We start from the raw sequence: 20,614 nt of genomic DNA, 5'->3' as shown, positions 1-20,614 counted from the left end.
ATGGTTTTTTCTTTTTTCTGTTAAAAAAAATAACTCTACTCTATTGAAGGTTTTATTATAAAAAACAAAAAATCGCTTCAATATATATTGAAACGATTTTTTAAATAATTCTATTTACGCTTTATAGATCTTTGATAATGAATTCACTTCTGCGATTTAATTCATGTTCTTCTTCTGTACAAGATTCTTCGTTAGTACATTTTATAACTGGCTGACTTTCTCCATATCCCTTGGCTATAATACGTTTTGATTCTATTCCTTTATCTATAAAATAATCTTTAGTAGCGGTTGCTCTATTTTCAGATAAAACTAAATTATAGGTCTTCCCTCCTCTTATATCAGTATGCGAGCCAATTTCTATAACCATATCGGGGTATCTCTTCATTAGTTCTATTACTTTATCTAATACGGCTTTAGAGTCTTTACGAATATACCATAAATCATAATCAAAATAAATAGGATCCGTTTTAATGATTAATTTATCTTTTTGAGCAACGATCTCTTTTTCTTTAGCTAGAATTTCTTTTACTTTTTCTTTTTTCTTTTCTTCTGCTAATGCTCTTTGTTTTTCTTTTGTTTCTTCTTCTATTTTTTTCTTAGCTTGTTCCGCAAGAGTTTGCTCTTCTTGAATTTTAGCTAAAGATTTTAATTTCATAGAAGCATCGTTTTCTTTGTTACGCTCTTTTTGAATAGATAACGAACGTTTATCGTCTGTATAACCTTCTTTTGAAGCTTTTACAATATACCCTTTTTCGCAAGGAACTGTAAACCTAAATTTGCCATTAGAATCTGTAGACAGAACTTCTAAATCTTTTTTATTTATTAAATCATACAAAATTAGTTTTACTCCTTCTAGTGGTAAGGCTGTATCAATATCAGTAATTATACCAGTTATATATTGCTTACAATCTTCAATAATTAGAGGTTTTATTTCTGCAAATGAATAAAGATCGTCTCCTCCTTTTCCTCCTTTTCTATTAGATGAAAAAAATCCTTCTTTTGTATTAGAATTAATCATAAAAGCAAAATCATCTACTCCAGAGTTTATAGGCAAGCCTACATTTATTGGTTTAGAAAAATTTTCGTTAATAATTTCAGAAACAAAAACATCTAAAGCTCCAAAACCTATATGTCCATTAGATGAAAAATATAGTTTGTTATCATTTGAAACAAAAGGAAATTGTTCACGATGGATTGTATTTATTTGACTACCCAAATTTTTTGGGATTCCGAATAGACCTTCATTAATTTCAACACTATAAATATCAAAAGATCCTTTACTTCCTGGCATATCAGATGAAAAATAAAGTGTTTTTTCATCGGGACTTAGAGCAGGATGAGCAGTAGAAAAATTAGGGTTATTAATAGGTAACGAAGTTATATTACTCCACTTACCGTTTGTTAATTCTGCTTTATAAATATGTAATACTGAAATTTTTTCACTATTTTTTGCTCTTTTTCCACTTTTTTTTGTAAAATTCCTTGTAAAATACATAGTTTTCCCATCTGCTGTAAAAACAGGGGTGGCTTCATGCATTGAGGATTTTAATTCTTTTGCAAAATAATCTACTATTGAATCTTTTGCGTAAATATTTCCTAATGGAACTGATACTAAATTTAAATAAGATTCGTTGTTCCATTTGTATATTTTATCTAAAAATCCTGTTTCTTTTTTAGCGGCTGCATAAACTAATTTGTTATTATAAACAACAGCTCCAAACTCAGATTTATTAGTATTAATTCCTAAATTTTTAATTTTAAAGCGTTCACCAATAGCTGTAACATTTTCTAATATTTTTAATTCTTTTTCTAGTAAAGCCAATTCTGAGACTTTACCTTTTTTAGAGTAATAATCTATTAAAACTTGATTGGCTTCAGCGTAGTTAGCAGTAGCTTTTAATGATTCTGAAAAACGAAAATAGTATTCTTCTGACAAATCTTTCCCGTAATTTTTAATCAAAAAACGAAAATATCTCTGTGCATTTTTTAAATCATTTGTAAAATAATAACAATCCCCAAGGTTTTGAATAACCTCTTGCGATCGGTTTTCTATTAACAAATTTTCATATAATGGTATTGCCTCACTATAATAGGTTCTACTAAAATATTTTCTTGCTCGTTCTAATTTATTTTCTTGGGCTAATCCAAATAATGAAAATAAAAGTATTGATATATATAATAATCTTTTCATGTGTTTAAATTTTATTTTTGAGGGCACATCATATTATGGTTTTAAACCTTTATGCTTATAGCTATACCCTTTTTAAAGCAATTTAGTATTACTTTTTAGAAAAATCGTGGCGATTTATCATATCCTTTACTCAATAAATCTAAATTAAAGATTAAAAATACTTCGTGTGTAGCTGAGTTAAAACGTCCTAAATTAGATAATGTATGATCGTATGAATAACCCAATTTAAAGTTTTTAGTTGGATTAATAGCCATCAAACCACTTACTGAATCATCTAATCTATAAGAAGCACCTAACTCAAAACGATTATTATATAAAACATTTGCTGAAATATCTAATGAAAAAGGAGCGCCTTTAACAATTTTTGCCATAGCAGAAGGTTTTACTTTCAACATATCGTTTATATTAAATACATACCCTGCAGTAGCAAATAGATGCAGTTCTTCGGATCCTAATTGATTAACCCCTTGACGCTCTTCAATGTATTGCGTAGGTAAAACATTAGGCACTGAAATTCCCATATAGTATTTATCTGAAAAATAATACGCTCCAACCCCTACATTGGGTTTAAAAGCATTTATATTTTTATTGAAAGCTTGATCTGTAATCGTGTTTCCTGATTCTAACTGAAAACCATTAAAGTTAGTTGTTAGATTGGTAAAACCAGCTTTCATACCAAATGATAGTCTTTGGCTACCTCCAAACTGAAGTATGTATGCAAAATCAGCATAAAAATTATTTTCTTTTTTGGCACCGCTTCCTACATCATCTGTAATTAATGAAGCTCCTACCTCTATTTTTTTATTTAGGGGTATGTGAGCAAAAGCAGTCATTGTTTTAGGAGATCCTATAGCCCCTACCCATTGTGAACGATATAAAACTCCTAAATCTAAAACAGATTGTTTCGCAGTGGCATACGCTGGATTTACTACACTCATGTTATACATATAATGTGTGTATTGGGGATCTTGTTGAGCAAAATTCGTAAGGCTAATTAAAAATAAGCAGCCTATATATATATACTTTTTCATTGGTTTTATTACTTTAATGATATTAACGATTCAAATATAGACGTCCTTGTTTTGCTGGAATATTATCTTTATTAAAATTGATTAAATAAAAATATACATCATTAGGGACTACTGAGCCAACCAAATTAGTTGAGGCAGAGTTTTTACCATCCCAATTATTGTCTTTATTCCCTCTAAACAACAAATTACCATATCGATTATAAATTTCAATAGTATAATTAGGATAAACAAATTCTATATTCGGAATATGAAAAGTATCATTTACACCATCTCCATTAGGAGAAAAGCCATCAGGAATAAAAAAGTTATCAGGAACATTGCAATCTGTCAATGAAACAGTCACAGCTAAAACCTCTTTTGATTTACATCCGTTTGCAGAATTTGTACTAAATCCATAGTAGGTCGTTCCTTCTTGTAGTAGATTAGAAGGGGGTATTAAATTTCCTGCGGCTAAAGCATCATACCATTCTATAGTTGAAGGAGTGTTCGTATTATTAGACAAATCTTTAATTGTGGGTTTATTCAATCCACAAAAAATTTCTCCATTTGGATTTAATGTTGGTGCTTCAACAATATCAATATTTACATTTACAGGTACTCGCTCCGTCTCACAACCTGTTATTAAATTTATTTTTGAAACATAATACTTACCCGTTTTTAATGGAGAAGTATTAGATAATGAATTAATAGAAAGATCTGAGCTATACCATAAGTAGTCCTTTCCTTGTGGTTTTAAATTTTGTATTGTAGCATTTTCTGTTTCACAAAAAATTTGATCTGATACAACAGGCAATTCTGGATAATTATATATATTAAAAGTATCTATAATATTACTCAAAGCTATATTACAAGAGTTATCTATATTGGTCAACTCAGTTAATAATATTGTTGTAATACCTATATTGGGTAATACTTTTTTGGGTAAGATAAATTTAGCTTTCCCTGAAACTATATCTAAATCTATTTCATTATTATAAGAATTGTTAGTTCCATTAAGATCATAAAATAATTTGACGTGTTTTAATGATTCTAAACCTGTAATAAATACTTCAACTTCTTTATCCTTACATACATCATTAACTAATACTTTTAAATTAGAAACGAAAGGCAAAGGCTTTACATTAAAGATATTCCTTAAGTCAACTATACTTGAACATCCTGTTTCATCATTCGTTATTTTTGTAACTACAATTTCTGTTTTTCCAGCATTAAGCAATAAATTCTTAGGTATGCTAAAATTAGCAACTCCTCCTAATACGTTAAAAGTTAGAAATTGGTTAACTGCTACATTGGCTCCACTCAAATTGTATAGAATAGAATAACTACCATTTTCTAACAACAAGGCATTCTTTATAGTTGCATTAGCATTGTAATTTTGACAAACTTCATTTACAGTTAAAATACTATTTTGGAGATTAGGTAAGGGATTAATTTTAACTATAAATGATTGATCTTTGAAATTATTAGGACAAATTCCTAACGCATCAACATACACAAGATCTGTAACATTAACTGAATAATTACCTGATATATTAAATTTCATATTAGGAATCGTAAAATCAGCAACTCCTTTTTTAAATTCAATTCTTTCTTTAGTATTATAATAATTACCGTGATCGCCTACAACATTATAAGTGACCCAATAATTACCATCTGGTATTAAAACTGGATTTTGAGATAATATAGCGTTAAAAGAAGTTGTTTGAACTTCATCAATACATCTTTTATTTGGAGTAACGACTAATGATATGTTTGAATAATCTATAAAATTTTCTATTGTTATAACAAAAACTGATCTTTTTTTATCACATATTGGATTAGTAGGATATACTTCATAAGTAAAAGAATAAGATCCTACTCCAAATTTTTTGTAGATTCTTTCAACATTTATAAAAGAATCTGTTAAAGAAGTTAATTCACCTGTATTATTGTTATCATACCATCTCCCTCCTGGATCTTCTCCTTCTAATCTATCAAACAAATTTATATTTTGATATACTGAAAAATCCTCGTTATTACAAATTCTAAGGGGTAAAGGGGTACCTTCTTGAGCTGGTGGATAAACAGTTAACTGCGCTATAGCTCTACTTGCAGGACATTCATTTACTTCATTTACGGTATAAGAAAATGTATAAGTCTTAGGTTCTTTTAGATTTTCGACAGAAGTATCAAAAAAGTTGGATGAAACGCCTAAATTATTCGTTTCATTTACCCATACTCCATTAAATTGAGGGCTTATATTATTGGATCCTGTTCCGTCAAATAATAAGAATAAATTATAAACATTATCTCCACAAGCAGTTCCTTTTGGTCCTGGAACACCAGCATAATTTCCTACTGTTACCTCTACAGTACCAGTGGTATCTACACAGCCAGAAACATTTGAAACCGTGTAAGTATAAGTATACTTACCACTTCTTCTAATTTTCTGGACATTTAGGATGCCTGTTGTTGGATTTAATCCTCCTGATAATTCATCATCTAGCCAAACTCCTCCTCTAACAGGATTGCCTCCTAATAAAGAAAATAGATCAATAGCTTTACTACTTGGATTAGTAATATCACAAACCGTAATAACTCCTGAATCATCTCCACCGCATTGGGCTTTTGAAATTTGACTAAACAGGATTACGAATACGAATAGGAAAACTGTGGGAGCAATTTTCCAAAAAAGGGGTAACGTTCTCTTCATTTTCTATGAAAATTTATACAAAAGTACGTAATGTTAATAGTATCAAGTATATTATAGATAAAAATCGACAAAAAACAATTTTAATCGGTAAAAAACACTATTTATAAAAGAAAAAAGAGACAATAATATTAGAATCCCGTTTAATTAATTATTTTACTCAACTAAAAAATGTATAGATCGTAATGCCGTGAACTAGAGGCTAAACACATTTTGAAATGATTGGTAAAACTAAGAACTTAATATTAATTCATTAAACTGTATTAAATAATTTGAGTAATTCACTACAATCTGATGTAGTAAAGGCTATAGATATTAAACAATAAAATAAGTGTTTTAACTTTTAGCTCACAATAACCTAGTATAAAAGTACAAATAAAAAATCATTAAATATTAAATAATGTTATAAAAAAATACTTAAAATTAAAATCTTTAAAGAAAATAAATTAAAACATAAAAAACTTATTTTCTTTAAAGATCCAATAAAAAATAAAGTTTATAGTGCTATTCTTTTTTGCTTCCTGAGGGTAGAAAGTATAATACACCTAATCCTATGATAAATAAAATGGCTGAAGCTATAAAGGCTGGAATTAAAACTTCTTTATGACTGTCTAAAGCATTATTTAATGCTGCATATAACAACCATATCTGAATAGCTATATTTAATATTAGTATAAATATAATGGTTGAAAGTATGGCATTTAACTTTCTAGTATTGGCTATATTTTGTCCTGTTCTGAAAGTACTCATAAGTAAAATTTTAAATTGTTTATGATCCTATTGCTCTTACATATAATCCTTCTTTTTTTTCAATCACTGCTAATTGAGGCAAAGGTCTAGGGGGTGGTCCTGCTAATACTTCTCCTGTTTTAGCATCAAAATGCCCTTCATGACATGGACAAATGATCTGACCCGAACCTGGTTTATAATATACAGCACAGGATAAATGGGTGCATTTTTGTTCATAAGCTCTAAAAGTTCCATCTTCAAGATGTATAAGTATATAAGGTACATCGCTACCTTTTACTTGAAAAGCTTTAGTACCACCTATAGGGATATCCGTTTTGTTGCATACAAATTGTTCGCCTTCTATTTCCTCTTTAGGAAATAAATAAGCTTTAGCCGCTACTAAGCCACTACCTACCATTAATCCACCAGAGACAAGAGTTAAGAACTTTGCAAAATCACGTCGGCTAACTTGTGCCGCTTCTTGCTTATGAATAGGGAAATCTTTTTTCCAATTTTTATTTATATTACTTTCTTTTGACATCGTTTAAAATTTTAATAAATAATTAATTCAGTCTTTCCTTTTGGCATCATGATATTTACTTTAGTCCAGACTACTTCATTTCCAAAGATGAACTTATTAACGGGGGAGCTATTAGGTCTTGCTTTTTTAATTTCTTCTTTGGTTCCATAAAATAAAGCACCACTAGGACATACGGTTGCACACATAGGCTTTTCTCCTATACTGGTTCGATCATAGCACATAGTACATTTCATCATTAGATCATAAGATTCTATTTTTTTAGGAACACCAAAAGGACAGGCCATAACACAGTTAGAACAACCTATACAGCGTTCTGTATTAGCGGTATGTACTATTCCAAACTCGTCTTTAGAAATTGCATCGGCTGGGCATACATTTGCACAAACAGGATCTTCACAGTGCATACATACCTGTACGGTGGTTTGTATAGTAGTAGCTCTTTCTACATAGTTCACGTGTATCATAGAGTCATGACCATTTGTTTCACATTCAGCACAAGCCATTTCACAAGCTTTGCAACCTATGCAGCGTTGCATATCTATAAAGAATTCTTCATTTTTATTAAACGAGGTATAATTACTCATAATTTTTTTATATTTTATTTACTTGCATAGGCTTTTGTAACAAAAGGACTCAGTGCCATTGTTTTTAAAGGTTCTAGTTTGCAAGCTGAAACTTTAAATTCAGGTATTTTTGATATAGGATCTAAAGTTCCTGGTGTCAATAAATTTGCTGATTTTTCTCCTGGCCAATGGTAAGGGATAAATACGGTGTCTTTTCGTATTGTTTCTACAATATTAGCTGGAAATACCCCTTGACCACGACGAGTAGAAACTTTTATTAATTCGTTCTGTTGTATATTATATTTTTGCGCTAATTCTGGGTGAATTTCTACTAATGGTTCAGGGTATTGATCAACTAATTTACCTATTCTTCTGGTCTGTGTGCCACTTAAATATTGCGAAACAACTCTACCTGTTGTCAAGGTAACTGGGTATTCATCATCTGTTACCTCACCTGGTAATTTGTATGGTGCTGGATTAAAATGTGCTTTACCATCAGGAGTTCTAAATTTTTTATCCTCCCAAAGTCTTGGTGTACCAGGGTGGTCGTCTGATGGACAAGGCCAAAATATGCCCATATTGTCTTCAATTTTTTTATAACTAATACCATAATAATCGGCTGTACCTCCTTTTGAAGCTACTCTTAGTTCATTAAATATAGCTTCGTTGTTTTTATAGGAAAATTTGTCTTGAACTCCTAATTTTTTTGCTAATTCTAATAATATTTCAGAATCTTTACGTGCATTACCTGGAGGTGTTACGGCTTGTCTAATTCTGATGACTCTACCTTCTGCTGAAGTGGTTGTTCCGTCTTCTTCTTCTTGTAATGAACCTGCTAAAATAACATCTGCATGACGAGCCGTTTCATTTAAAAAGAAATCTATACAGACATAAAACTCGAGTTTTTCTATGGCTTCACGAACATAATTACTATTGGGTAAAGAAACCAATGGATTGAAACAAATAGAAAGTAATCCTTTTATTTCGCCGCGATGAATAGCTTCAATAATTTCATAGGCTGATAATCCTTTACCTGGTAAATCGGCTTCATTAATCCCCCAAACTTCAGAAATATATTTTCTATGTTCAGGGTTTTCAATATCTCTATTTCCTGGTAGTTGGTCGCATTTATGACCATGTTCACGTCCCCCTTGACCATTTCCTTGTCCTGTAATGGTAGCATATCCACAATAGGGTTTGCCTATTCTACCTGTAGCTAGAACGAGATTTATACATCCTAAAACATTATCTACTCCTTTTGAATGGTGTTCGATTCCTCTAGCGTGTAATAAGAAGGAAGTTTTAGCTTTTCCCCAAAGTTTAGCGGCTTCTTCTATTTTTTCTTTACTAATACCTGTTACCTCCTCTGCCCATTCTAACGTATAACTTTCTACTGCATCTATTGTATCTTGAAAACCAGAAGTATGATTATTAATAAAATCGTGATCGAGCATATCATGATCAACTAAATATTTTAGCATAGCACCATATAAAGCTGAATCAGTCCCTGGTAATATGTCTAGATGAATGTCGGCGGTACGAGCTAAAGGGATGATTCTAGGGTCAATTACTATTAATTTAGCTCCGTTGTCTCGTGCTTTCCATATCCAATGGGTTAAGGTTGGAAAGGTTTCACTAACATTGGCTCCTGCTACAATTATGACTTCAGCATGTTCTAAATCAGAATAATTATTAGAAGCTCTGTCTAAACCAAAAGCTTTTTTGTTTCCTGCTCCTGCACTTACCATACACAAGCGACCGTTATAATCTAAGTTTTTTGTTTTAAGAGCTACACGGGCAAATTTACCAACTAAATAACTTTTTTCATTGGTTAATGAAACACCTGACAACATAGAAAAAGCATCATTACCGTAGGTTTGCTGAATTCTTTTGATTTCAGATACGGTTTTGTTCGTTGCTTCTTCCCAAGTAGTATTTATAAAACCTTTTCCTTCTACTCTAAACATTGGATTGAGTAAGCGATCTGGATGATTGTTTTGTAGATATCGTTGTACTCCTTTAGGACACAGTCGTCCTTCATTAAAAGGGAATTCTTTCCAAGGATCAAAGCCTACTACTTTATTATTTTTTACTAGAAGTTTTATTCCGCATTGCATACCGCAAAAACAGCAATGTGTTTCTACTACAGCATCAGGTTCGTCTCTTCCTACATACCCTTCTTTAGGAGCGTAGTTCAGGTGGGGACCAAAATCTTCTATAATTTTTTCTATTGATACGGGTAATTTTGCCATTTTTTTTGTTTTTTATCCAAATAAATTTCCACCTTCTTGTCTTGCTTTAAGGTGTGCTTGTGCTATTTTAGAACGTTTCCCTTCAGGGCTTAAATCTAAATGAGACGTTCCATCGGGTTTAGAGAAATCAAATCCTAATTTGCGTGTTACTATTTTTAAATCGTTTATATGCAATTGGGTTGTAAATTCTTTTCCTGTGTGTGGGCAAACGGCCATTCCTTGTTGTTTTTTTCCTTCTATTTTATAAATATGAGCTCCAATTTGAGCGGGTCTTTGAATAATATGAAAGAATTTTCCAAAGGGAATCCATATTAAAAATAAGATTACAGTTACTGCATGTGAAACAGCTAAAAAGTCAAAAGCAAAACCTTTCATAAACTGATATGAATAGGTTAATCCTAATCCAGTAGCCGAAATAGCTATTAATAGAATAAGGGGTAATAAATCGCCCTCAAATGTTTGAGTAGCAATTAACCCTGGATTGGTTAATCGTCTTTTTAAATAATATAACGAACCTAAGATTACAAACCAAGAAGACCAATTTAGGGCATGAAAGGTTAAAAAAGCTGTTATAGAACCTAGTTTGAACGAAAATACTTGAAACCCAAAAAAGTGTGCTTGATATAAATCTATTGTGTCTGGTGCTAACGTAAAATGTATCCAACCAAAGGTTAACGGAATAGTAATCATAAATGCTGAAATACAACCTATAGCAATCATAAAATGGGCTAACCAACGGTATTTACTTCTAGGATAGATAAACTTTTGTAGGACTATATTTCCTGTAATTTCTTTGATTACAAATACCAAATGGTTAAAAACTTTTCCTGTAAATAGGAAGTGTATTCCTCGTTTAAAATACATCCATGTTGGCGGTCTTTGTAGCCATACGGAAGTACGGTACACGATCCCAAAAAAAGCAAATACAGTTCCAAATAGATAGGTGATTAAGGCGGCATCAAAATTTTGCAAATTTCGTGAACCTAAATAAACGAGTACTATCATTATTATACAAGATAGTGTGGCTATAAGGAGTGCGTTAAAATTTAAATTCTTTAACTTCATTTTTTAAGTTTTATTACGTTAACTTGGTCTTTCACACCCTTTTTTATTATAGTAATACCAGTTGATGAGGGTTGCTAATGCTGTGAATACGATTACTCCTATAAAAAATTCATTAGCAGTTCCGTTACTTGTAATATTATTTCCTATTAATTTTGAGAAGATAAAAGGACCAAAGGCTGCAATAGCTGCTGTCCAACCAATAACTCCTGCAGCTTGGCGTTGATTTTCTGAAAAGATGATGGGATATTGTCTAAAAGTACCTGCGTTGCCCATACCTGTAAAGAAAAACATCATTAAAATAACACTCACAAACATGGGGAACTGATCAATACTTGTAGGTGCTAAAAGACCTTGAGTAACTAAAATAATACATCCTAATAAGATTCCTATACCTGTTAGTGTAGTTAAGATTGCTCCTCCTACTTTATCTGCTACAAAACCAAATAACACACGTGTTGCTGAACCAATTAAGGGGCCATAAAAAGCATAAACTAATGGGTCTGGAGCATTAGGAAAATCACCATATAAAAATTTAATCATTAGTGGAAATGCAGCTGATAACCCTGCAAAGGTTCCAAAAGTCATTACATAGGTAATAGTACAAAACCAAGTATGTTTATTATTAAAAATATCCATTTGCTCCTTGATAGAGGCTTTCATAGGGATACTTTTTAAATAGAACCAACTTATGATTGACAATAAAACCAATAAAGGAATGTACCAAAAAGCTGCGGATTGAATATAAATTTCTGTATGCGTAACTGCTTTATTGTTGGGCTGTAATTCGTTTAATATTTTTTCAGCTAATTTAGGATTTGCATTTGCAATAACTTTTACTCTCACTTTTAACGGTAAATTCCTAAATATTGTTGTCTTTTTTGTTGAATTGATTGCTCTCTTTACAGAATCTAAAACTTTGGGCTTTACATTGCTTAATAAAGCTTCTTGATTTTTAGGTTCCATTTTTTCAAATATTGCTATTTGTTGCTCAAGAGTTGTATTTTTTACTATTTCTTTAGCTTGCTTAGCATCAATCGTTGTAAATAAAGAGGGAGTACCATACAAGCCTACGCTCAAAACTAGAGGTGTTACAAATTGGGCTAAGGATACACCAAAATTTCCTATACCTGCTTGAATGCCTAATGCTGTTCCTTTTAATCGTTTTGGAAAAAACATATTTGTACTTGGCATATAAGAAGAAAAATCGCCTCCTCCAAAACCTGTTGTAAAAGCTAATACCATGAATACCCAAAAAGGAGTATTCGTATTCATAACAGCTAAACCAATACCTACTACAGGAATTAATTTAATGAATGTTGCAAAAACTACTATATGTCTTGTACCAAAAATAGGGAGTATAAAAGTATGTATCATACGTAAGACCCCTGCTGCTATACCAGGTATAGCAGCAAGCCAAAATAACTGGTCTTTATTAAATGAAAAACCTAATCCTGGTAACTTAACTACTATAACACTCATCATAAACCATGAGGCAAAAGATAATATTAATGATAATGTTGTTATGGTTAGCGTTTTCCAAGCTATTTTACTTCCTGTTTCTTCCCAGAATTTTTCGTTTTCTGGTTCCCATTGATTTAACCAAGTATTCATATTTTTTTTTTATTAATGATCGTGTTCTATATCTCTTGAAAATTCAGGTGTTTTTATTCTTAAAATTTTAATAATGGTATTGTGCATCCATATCAAACAAATACTTGAAATAATAAAAATAAATATCCAAGAACTGGTCCATAATCCTGTGGTATTTAATAAATATCCAAAAATAATAGGTCCTAAAAATCCACCTAATCCACCTATAAGTCCTACCATACCTCCTACTAATCCCACCTGATTAGGAAAATATTCTGGAATATGTTTGTACACTGCTGCTTTTCCTATTCCCCAAGAAATACCTATTAGTATAACTAATACAAGATATACCCACATATTAGCACTGAATTTAATTTGTGTAATTCCTTTTGCTAATAATTCTTTTTTCTTTACTTCTTGGTTTTGTTGTACTACAATTTCTTGCCAAGAGGATTTTATGGGTAATAGAGTACTTTCTTTTATATGACTTTCCTTTTTAAGATTTATTTTATGTGCTTTGCTATTAACTTGTATTATGTTGTGTTTTATTTTAACAGGACCATTTGTGGTAGCTAAAACTCCAGGACCATCTGTTATAATTTCCATTTTAGGAAAAATAAGTAGAAAACTTATAACTACTGATGATCCTAAAACCCAATACATTACTTTTCTAGCTCCAAATTTATCTGATAGATATCCTCCAAAAGCTCTAATTACACCTGAGGGTAAACTAAACATTGTAGCAAATAATCCTCCTGTTACTAAACTGGTATGATATACATTCATGAAATTGGGTAATAACCATTGTGAATAGGCTACAAAACAACCAAAAACTAAAAAATAGTATACCCCAAAGCGCCAAACTCTCACGCTCTTTAATGGTTGTAATTGTTCTAATAAAGTTTTAGATTTTGTATCTATTTTTTTGCTTTTAGCAAATATTAAAAAGGCAAAGCCTATAACTACTAACGTAATAGCATATAGCACAGGTAGCATTTTCCATCCGTTTTGAGAATCTGTTTCTGAAAATTTATTTAACAATGTAGGGGCAATAAAAGTAGTTATGGCTGCCCCAGCATTTCCCATTCCAAAAATACCTAATGCTCTTCCTTGCCATTCTTTTGGATACCAAACTGAGGTATAGCCAATTCCTACTGAAAAACTGGTTCCTACTAAACCAAATAAAAAACTTAGTAGTGCAAATGCCCAAAATGTGGTAGCAGTAGTTAAGGCAAATAATGGAAAGGCACATACAAATAAAAGGGTTGAAAAAACAACTTTTCCTCCATATTTGTCAGTTAAAATTCCTATTGGAAGTCTAAAGATTGCACCTGATAAAATAGGAATACCTAATAACCAGCCTACTTGAACTATATTCCAATTAAAAATACCTTTATCAACAAGATAAGTTACTAATACACCATTTAATGTCCAACAGGCAAAGCATACTGTGAAGGCCAGTGTATTTAAAAATAAAATTTTGTGCGATTCTTTTAAATTGCTCATAATACTTCTAATTTTATATAAAGATAAAAATGTCCTATTTGAGTTTGTATGACTTTTATCAGTTCTAGTTAGGAATTGATTTTTAATTAACCTCCAATAGTGATCATACTTCTGTTTGCACTATAATTCAACGGATTACTAAAAGATTCTGTTGTATCAAATCCTCCTCTTATTTTATATTTTGAGGTTATAGATTTTTCTATTATAGGAATAATGTTCTTCCCTTCTCTTAGGGGTTCTAGTAATGGGGTTTCTAATTTTGAAAATAGACAATTTTTTAATTTTCCATCGGCTGTTAATCGTATTCTATTGCAACTATCACAAAAAGGATTAGTAACTGTGCTTATTATTGCAAATTGTCCTTTAAAATCAGCAATTCTATAATTTTTAGCTGTATCATTAGGTTTATCAGGTTCTCTTATAATATGAGTTGATTTATAATTGGCATAAACTTTTTCTAAAATTTCATCATAATTTACCAACATATCTTTATTCCATTCATTTCCATCAAAAGGCATAAATTCAATAAAACGAACTTGTACATGAGCCTCTTTTGTAAAGTGAATAAAGTCTAAAATTTCATTATCATTAAATCCTTTTATCAAAACAACATTTAATTTGACATGAAAATCATTTTCTATTAACAAATGAATATTTTTAAGAACTTTTTCAAATTGATTTCTACGTGTTATAGATAAAAACTTATCTTGTTGGAGCGTATCTAAACTTATATTAACAGAATGTATGCCTGCTTTTTTAAAAGTTTCGATGTACTGATTTACTAAAATGCCATTGGTTGTAATTGCTAATTCAATATTTAATTTTGAAAGTTGTTCTATAATTTCTTTGGCATCTTTTCTAACTAAAGGTTCGCCACCAGTTAACCTTATTTTATTGACACCAAAACCAATAAAAGTTTGGCTAATTTGCAGGATTTCATCTGCAGTCATTATATGCTTTTTAGGAGTTAATTTAATTCCTTGAGCTGGCATACAATAGGTACATCTTAAATTACAATTTTCAGTAATTGAAATGCGTAAATAATTATGAAATCGACCAAAATTGTCCGTGAGCATATTTTTACTGGTTATGGTTAAAACCTTTAATAATTTTAAAAAGATGTAATACTGAAGGAAATACTGCATCTATAGATTCTCCAGCACCATTAGTCGAACCTGGTAGTGCCATAATAAGTGTATTCCCTCTAAAGCCTACTACACTTCTTGATAACATTGCATAAGGTGTACGCTGTTGTCCATAATTTCTGATGGTTTCTTCAATACCTGGAATGCGTTTATCTAATAATGGTATTATGGCTTCAGGAGTAATATCCCGAGCTGATAGTCCTGTTCCTCCTGTTATAATAACTAAATCAAATTGATTTGTAAACAAGTTCATTACTTCTGATTGAATATCTAAAACTTCATCTGGGATTATTTTGTAAAAAGAAGATTCTAATCCTAATTTTTGAATTTTTTTAATGATGGTTTTCCCTGCTGAGTCTGTTTTTTTCCCTGCTGAAATACTATCAGAACAAACAATAATTCCAATTTTTAGTTGATTATCAATAGTTTTAACCTCTGATTTCCCTCCTTTTTTTTCTATTAGTTTTATACTATGTATTTCCACGGATTTATCAATGGGTTTTAGCATATCGTACATAGTTAGTGCAACAATGGAAGCCCCGTGCATAGCTTCTACTTCTACCCCTGTTTTATAAATTGTTTTGACTGTAACGATAATCTGAATATTTAAATCTTGGATATCATGTGATACTGAGGTAAATTCTATAGGTAGCGGATGACAATCAGGAATAGCATTTGATGTGTTTTTTACGGCAAATAAACCCGCAATTTTAGAAACTTCAAAAACATCGCCTTTAGGAACGTTTTTTTTTATTATAGCTTCTATTGTATCTTGACTACCTACCTTTACAATAGCTTGTGCTACAGCGGTACGTAATGAATTGCTTTTATGTGTTATGTCTACCATATTATTGATTTTTTTTCCATGTATAACTTTGATCTTCTAAGATTTCTTTTCCAAAAATGGGGACTTCTTTTTTTATTGCTTCAACTATATATTCTAAAGCTTCATAAGTCACTTTTCGTCTAGGTGCAGAAACAAATACAAATAAACAGAGTTCGCCTGCTTCTACTCTTCCTAGACTATGGTAGATGTGCATACAAGTTATACTATATTTCTGAAAGGTATTTTCTCTAATTTCATCTAATTTTTCTACCGCCATTTCTTCATAAGCAGAATAATCTATAGCTATTACTTTTTTGTTCTGAATATTATCAGCCCGTACTTGACCTAAAAAGAGTTGATGTGCTCCTATATCTTTTTTTGCTTGATGTTTTGTAATTGAAGTAGCTATAAATTCGGACTGTATAGCGCCTTTAATAAAAACGTTTTGTTTTAGTCTATTCATTTTCTAATACATTAAGAATTGAATTGATTCCATATTTTAATTGCCCTATATTTTTAAAACCTATTTCTTTGAGTTTCTCTTTTGCCTGGGAACTTCTTATTCCACTTTGACAAATAAGAATTATTTTTTCATTTTTATCCCAATTCTGACATACATCATATAACTGACTTAAAGGAACTGACTCTATACATTGAAATGGTAAATTAGGTAATTCATCTTTTTCTCTTAAATCAATAATTTTGTATTGGTTGTTTTTACATTTTTTAAGAAATTCAACACCATTCATATCTTCAAATGATTCTTTATTAGCTTCTTTTATTTTAAGACCTTTTTTATAACCTAATCTTATTTGCTTTTCATTTTTTAAAAATTCAATTTCAGTAGTACTTTGTAATAACAAATCATATAAAAGCACTTTTCCTGAAACTATTTTTCCTATTTGAAGTATTATTTTAACTACTTCTGCTGCTTGCATGGTACCTAAAATATTGGGTAAAACTCCTAAAACACCATTGGTTGTACAATTGGAAATAGAATTGTTTTTTTGTTCAGGAAACAAACATCTATAACTAGGGCCGTTATTATAATTAAAAACACTTAATTGTCCTTGAAATTTATAAATAGATGCGTATACAAAAGGCTTTTCTGTAAGTAAACATATATCATTAATTAAATAACGTATTTGAATTTCGTCGGTACAATCAACAATTATATCATATTCTTGAATGAGTTTATACGCATTCGTTTCATTTAAAAATACAGGATAAGTATGAATCTTTATAAACGAATTGCTTTTTTTTAGAGCTTTTTTAGCAACCTCTGATTTACTTTGCCCACAATCGTTTAAAGTATACAAAACTTGCCTATTTAAATTAGTTTCTTCAACCACATCCCCATCTATAATACCTAACGTACCTACTCCCATTGCAGTTAAATTTTGTAATACAGAACACCCCAACCCTCCTGCTCCAACTACAAGAACTTTTGCTAATCCCAATTTTTGTTGACCTATTACGCCTATCTTTTCTAAGCTTATTTGACGATTATAACGTTTTAAAATATTCATTTTTATAAATTTTATCCTCCTGCAAAAGGAGGAAGTAAAGCAATTTCATCTTCCTTATTTACAATATATTCTGAGTCTTGAATTTTTTTATTAATTGCTATTTTAAAAGAAATTTCTTTTAATTTTTCGTACTTAAATGATAAAATTTGAATGATTTCAGCACAAACAATCTCATGTTTATCTATTACAATAATCTCTTCTTCTTTATGCGTAACATCCGTAAGTTGACCAAAATATTTAATCTTAATTTGCATTTTTATCCGTAAATTGATTTACAATAATTTTGTATTCCTCTTTTGTATTAATATTCTGTAATTGATATTGAAACCCTTCAGGAATAGCAATTCTTCGAGTTTTAATATTTTTTAATACTTTTCTTAATTGTAATGTGTTACTAACAATAGCTTCTTTAAATACTATTTTTAAATCCGTGTTGTAAATACCAATAAGAGGATTATCACTTTGTTCATTTCCAAAAATGGTAATGCTACTGCTTTTATCAATATGATTTTTAATCAATATTTCCATTAACTCAGTAGTAATTAATGGAGTATCTACACTTACAATAATTGTATAAGGTGTTTTTGAACAACTCAAAGCTGTATAAATTCCTCCCACAGGTCCTTTCTCTTTTATAAGATCTTCAATGGTATAAAACCCCATTCTTTTGTATTCAAGATTAGAGGTAATAACTTGAATCGTATTACAAATAGGGTCTAGAGCATCTTTTATACACTTTATAAAAGGAATATTATTAAGTAAGAGAAGTCCTTTTTCTACTCCCATCCGACTACTTTTTCCTCCTGCTAATATGTATCCTGTTATGTTCATCTAAAGAACTATTAATTTAGTAGAAGCAATCACTAATACAAAAGATAAGATGTACTTTAGAGTCATATTATTAAATTTTTTACTGCCATAAAAAGCTCCCAAAACACCTCCTATAAGTACAACTAGAATAATATGAGTCATTTGTAGCGGAAATTGCCCTTTATTTGCCAAAAAACCTAAGATTCCAGATATGGAATTAACGAATATAAATAAGGCAGAAACAGCAGCTGTTTCTTTCATACGTCCCCAATTTAATAACAAAATAACAGGACTTAAAATCACGCCTCCCCCTATGCCTAAAATACCTGATATAAAACCTATGAAAGCTCCTATTAGAAGGGCTTTTTTCAAATGAATAACCTTCATTTCGTGCTTTTCTTTCGGTTCAAATACTAGTATTTTTACTACGACAAAGAGTAAAATAATGCCTAAAATTATTTTGTATAAATAGGTGTCTATTCTAAAAAAACCTCCGATAAACGAAAATGGAATTGAGGTAATAGCAAAAGGATAAAACAATTTCCAGCGAAATTGTTTTGATTTATAAAAAAATAAAAAGGCAATTGAAGACACTAATATATTTAGGATTAACGCTGAGGGTTTCATGACTTCGGGCGAAAATGAAAACAAACTCATCAGTGCCAAGTACCCACTTGCCCCTCCATGTCCTATACTGGCATACAAAAAGGCAATGCTTGCTATGAGAAATAAAAATAGATTTGACTCAATATTCATCTTAATTAAAATTTTACGAGATCTTAACAGTACTCGTCACCTTAATAAGACAAATTTATCTTTTTAATATTTTAATTTATATGATAAATATCAACTATAGAATTTGATTTAACTATATACTCCCCTGCTTCAAGTCTTACAAGAACATTAGCTAAAGCAAAAGTATTCAGCATATTGGAATTTTGATGGCTAAGTATCGTTACTCTTTCTCCATCATAATAGGCTTTTAAAAATTGAGTCCTTGTGTTTTTAATAATATAATCATGTGAAATAGGAACTTTTTTAAATGTATCAGGAATAAGACCCATTCTTTTTTTTATAATAGGCAATACATAAATATAATAACAACTAAGCGAAGCCGCTGGATTTCCAGGTAAAGCATACACTATTTTAGAATCCTTTAATCCTACATACAAAGGTTTCCCTGGTTTTTGACTAACTTTATAGAAAAGGGTTTTTATCTTTAAATCCGCTAAAGCTTTATATACAAAGTCATAATCACCTACGGATATCCCTCCTGAAATAAGAATCATATCATGTTCTAACAATGCTTTTTGAATGGCAATAGTAGTAAGCTCTAGATTGTCTTTTACTTTATAAATCGAAACATCTTCTGTATAATCATTTAAAGCTGATTGCAACATAATACTATTACTTTCATAAATTTGACCAAATGCTAATTCATTTCCTGGGGCAATTAATTCATTTCCAGTTACAACAATTCCTACTGAAGGTTTTTTATATACTGTTACGTGAATAATTCCTAGACAAGATAAGAAGCCAATAGCAGCGGGGGTAAGCGGAATACCTTTTTGTAAAGCAATATCCCCTAATCGTATTTGTTCTCCTATAGGTCTAATATTTTCCTCATATTTAGGTAATTCTGATAAAATTAATCTATTCTTTTCAATCTTACACTTTTCAATAGGAATTACCGCTATGGCATCATTAGGAACCGCAGCTCCAGTAAATATTTTTATTGCTTGAGATTCTTTAAGTAGAAGCTGAATAGCATCACCTGCCTTTATTTCCCCAATTATATTAAAATCTAAACAATCCAATTTGTTCACAGCAAAACCATCCATTGCTGATTGCTTAAACGGTGGCATATCTATTGGTGAAATAATATCTGAAGCAAGTACATAACCATTAGAATCTTTTAATAAAATTTCTTTTGTAAAAAGTTCTACTTCTATTTCTTCTATTTTTTTTAAAGCCTCTTGAACAGATACCATCTTTTTTGATTTATTTAATCCTTAACTAATTATGTAAAAGTAATGAAAGTCTTTTATATTAATAAAATAGATTAAGAGCATTTTACTACTAAAATTATATTGCAAACTTATATGGTTCGTTTTTAGGCATACTTAAAGTTTTAAAAAAGTAAAAAT

Annotated in this window: 18 protein-coding genes; all 18 read right to left on the bottom strand. The window is 30.5% G+C overall.

What is annotated here, in order from left to right; genetic code table 11:
* Positions 1–121 precede the first annotated feature (121 nt).
* Positions 122–2,191, bottom strand: a complete 2,070-nt coding sequence (locus HUE53_RS12765; RefSeq protein WP_065213616.1) for an OmpA family protein — start codon at positions 2,189–2,191, stop codon at positions 122–124.
* Positions 2,192–2,286: 95 nt separating this feature from the next.
* Positions 2,287–3,222 (bottom strand): PorP/SprF family type IX secretion system membrane protein, encoded by a 936-nt coding sequence (locus tag HUE53_RS12760; RefSeq protein ID WP_192188559.1) that lies wholly within the window; start codon positions 3,220–3,222, stop codon positions 2,287–2,289.
* 22 nt (positions 3,223–3,244) lie between these two features.
* Positions 3,245–5,914 carry a gliding motility-associated C-terminal domain-containing protein gene (locus HUE53_RS12755; protein ID WP_065213614.1) on the bottom strand — a complete coding sequence of 890 codons (2,670 nt, stop codon included), beginning with the start codon at positions 5,912–5,914 and terminating at the stop codon, positions 3,245–3,247.
* A gap of 501 nt (positions 5,915–6,415) precedes the next feature.
* Positions 6,416–6,661: a DUF6755 family protein gene (locus tag HUE53_RS12750; RefSeq protein WP_014164551.1), complete on the bottom strand. Its 246-nt coding sequence runs from the start codon at positions 6,659–6,661 to the stop codon at positions 6,416–6,418.
* 19 nt (positions 6,662–6,680) lie between these two features.
* Positions 6,681–7,181: a Rieske (2Fe-2S) protein gene (locus tag HUE53_RS12745; RefSeq protein WP_014164550.1), complete on the bottom strand. Its 501-nt coding sequence runs from the start codon at positions 7,179–7,181 to the stop codon at positions 6,681–6,683.
* Between the two features lie 11 nt (positions 7,182–7,192).
* Positions 7,193–7,765: a 4Fe-4S dicluster domain-containing protein gene (locus HUE53_RS12740; protein WP_192188558.1), complete on the bottom strand. Its 573-nt coding sequence runs from the start codon at positions 7,763–7,765 to the stop codon at positions 7,193–7,195.
* A gap of 14 nt (positions 7,766–7,779) precedes the next feature.
* Complete coding sequence (locus tag HUE53_RS12735; RefSeq protein ID WP_077225293.1) at positions 7,780–9,996, bottom strand: molybdopterin oxidoreductase family protein; 2,217 nt, start codon at positions 9,994–9,996, stop codon at positions 7,780–7,782.
* Positions 9,997–10,008: 12 nt separating this feature from the next.
* Entirely contained in the window at positions 10,009–11,061 is a 1,053-nt protein-coding gene (locus HUE53_RS12730) for an MFS transporter (RefSeq protein ID WP_192188557.1), read from the bottom strand.
* Between the two features lie 18 nt (positions 11,062–11,079).
* Positions 11,080–12,672 (bottom strand): magnesium transporter MgtE N-terminal domain-containing protein, encoded by a 1,593-nt coding sequence (locus tag HUE53_RS12725; RefSeq protein WP_065213611.1) that lies wholly within the window; start codon positions 12,670–12,672, stop codon positions 11,080–11,082.
* A 12-nt stretch (positions 12,673–12,684) separates the two neighbouring features.
* A complete protein-coding gene (locus HUE53_RS12720; protein ID WP_065213610.1) occupies positions 12,685–14,157 on the bottom strand; it encodes an MFS transporter in 1,473 nt (490 codons plus the stop codon).
* 86 nt (positions 14,158–14,243) lie between these two features.
* Positions 14,244–15,233 carry a GTP 3',8-cyclase MoaA gene (gene moaA, locus HUE53_RS12715; RefSeq protein WP_173668581.1) on the bottom strand — a complete coding sequence of 330 codons (990 nt, stop codon included), beginning with the start codon at positions 15,231–15,233 and terminating at the stop codon, positions 14,244–14,246.
* A gap of 4 nt (positions 15,234–15,237) precedes the next feature.
* Entirely contained in the window at positions 15,238–16,149 is a 912-nt protein-coding gene (moaCB, locus tag HUE53_RS12710) for a bifunctional molybdenum cofactor biosynthesis protein MoaC/MoaB (protein ID WP_065213609.1), read from the bottom strand.
* Between the two features lies 1 nt (position 16,150).
* Positions 16,151–16,591: a molybdenum cofactor biosynthesis protein MoaE gene (locus HUE53_RS12705; RefSeq protein ID WP_065213608.1), complete on the bottom strand. Its 441-nt coding sequence runs from the start codon at positions 16,589–16,591 to the stop codon at positions 16,151–16,153.
* On the bottom strand, positions 16,584–17,657 hold the full coding sequence (locus HUE53_RS12700) for a ThiF family adenylyltransferase (RefSeq protein WP_014164542.1): 1,074 nt from the start codon (positions 17,655–17,657) through the stop codon (positions 16,584–16,586). Before HUE53_RS12700 ends, HUE53_RS12705 begins: the two co-directional genes overlap by 8 nt.
* Positions 17,658–17,668: 11 nt before the next feature.
* Positions 17,669–17,911 carry a MoaD/ThiS family protein gene (locus HUE53_RS12695; protein WP_014164541.1) on the bottom strand — a complete coding sequence of 81 codons (243 nt, stop codon included), beginning with the start codon at positions 17,909–17,911 and terminating at the stop codon, positions 17,669–17,671.
* The gene (gene mobA / locus HUE53_RS12690) at positions 17,901–18,488 is read right to left on the bottom strand and encodes a molybdenum cofactor guanylyltransferase (RefSeq protein ID WP_014164540.1); all 588 of its coding nucleotides are present in this window, start codon (positions 18,486–18,488) and stop codon (positions 17,901–17,903) included. The genes HUE53_RS12695 and mobA overlap by 11 nt, the downstream gene beginning before the upstream one ends.
* Complete coding sequence (locus HUE53_RS12685; protein ID WP_192188556.1) at positions 18,489–19,223, bottom strand: sulfite exporter TauE/SafE family protein; 735 nt, start codon at positions 19,221–19,223, stop codon at positions 18,489–18,491. It lies immediately after the preceding gene.
* A 71-nt stretch (positions 19,224–19,294) separates the two neighbouring features.
* Complete coding sequence (locus HUE53_RS12680) at positions 19,295–20,458, bottom strand: molybdopterin molybdotransferase MoeA (protein ID WP_192188555.1); 1,164 nt, start codon at positions 20,456–20,458, stop codon at positions 19,295–19,297.
* Between the last annotated feature and the right edge of the window lie 156 nt (positions 20,459–20,614).

The sequence above is a fragment of the Flavobacterium columnare genome (assembly GCF_014844295.1).
Lineage (GTDB): Bacteria > Bacteroidota > Bacteroidia > Flavobacteriales > Flavobacteriaceae > Flavobacterium > Flavobacterium columnare.
The sequence above is the reverse complement of the archived record's forward strand: the minus strand, read 5'-3'. Positions and strand labels throughout refer to the sequence as shown.